This window comes from Caldicellulosiruptoraceae bacterium PP1 (genome assembly GCA_041320695.1).
Classification (GTDB): domain Bacteria; phylum Bacillota; class Thermoanaerobacteria; order Caldicellulosiruptorales; family Caldicellulosiruptoraceae; genus JBGGOQ01.
The window spans coordinates 1-949 of sequence record JBGGOQ010000035.1 but is presented as its reverse complement, the minus strand read 5'-3'; the positions used below and the strand labels follow the sequence as shown (position 1 = coordinate 949).

2 protein-coding genes are annotated in these 949 nt (G+C 26.7%); both read left to right on the top strand.

Features of this window, described 5'->3' with window-relative positions:
- The first annotated feature begins 52 nt into the window (after positions 1–52).
- Complete coding sequence (locus ACAG39_12450) at positions 53–274, top strand: hypothetical protein (protein ID MEZ0538030.1); 222 nt, start codon at positions 53–55, stop codon at positions 272–274.
- Positions 275–415: 141 nt separating this feature from the next.
- The coding region (locus ACAG39_12445) for a PH domain-containing protein (GenBank protein MEZ0538029.1) at positions 416–949 on the top strand (534 nt) is incomplete at its 3' end.

Here is a 949-nt window from a genome sequence, read left to right as displayed (position 1 = left end):
TTGATATATACAATATATAAGTTTTAATTTATATTATGAGAGGAGAATTCATATGAAAGAATATTCTACACCAACAATTAGCGGAGTTGGAGAAGTTAGACCTGATAGTTGTACGGCATTGGCAGTAATAGCTGCTGGAGCAGTTGCATTTGTATTAGCTATAATTTCTGCTGGTATGATATATTCCCAAGCTACAGTAGCTACAGCATTAACTACAGTATATTCTATTACAGTATATCAAACCGTATACTTGACTTCAGCATCTAAATGTTAATTATATTAATAAGATTATTTGATTCATTTAAAAACATTATGAGGATGCTGGCCTATAAATATTATAAAAATGAAAAAATTAAATATATATGACAATTATTATAATAAAAAATCTAAAATTGCAAAATGGAGTGAAGAAATAATGAATAATAAAATATATAGTTTTAAAAAAGAGAAACCTGCGAATTCATTTGGTTGGTTATTTATTTTAAGCTTTGTTGTTATACTATTTTTGGTACCATCAATTCTGTTGGTTAAAATACAGTTACCATTTGAACAAAAAATAATAAACTTATTACCTAGTTTTATAATAGGAGGAGGTATAGGTTCATTCTTTTTAATTTATGTCATAATATTTTTTACAATGGAATATACATGCACAGAAGAGCAGTTAATTATAAAATGTGGTTGGTATAAAAAAATAATTAAATATGAACAAATAAAAAACGTTTCAATTGAAAATCTTTTTGTAAATCCATTAGCAGACACCCAAGGCTTCATAAAGTTTCCAGGATATGCATTAGGTAATGTGGATTATCTGGATAGAGGTCGTATTTATATGTGTGCAACAAGAGTAAATAAAAATATATTACTACTATACCTAAAAAATGGTGAAAAAGTTGGTATTACTCCTAAAAACTTGGAAGAATTCAAAGAGTTTTTGATTGAAAAAGCG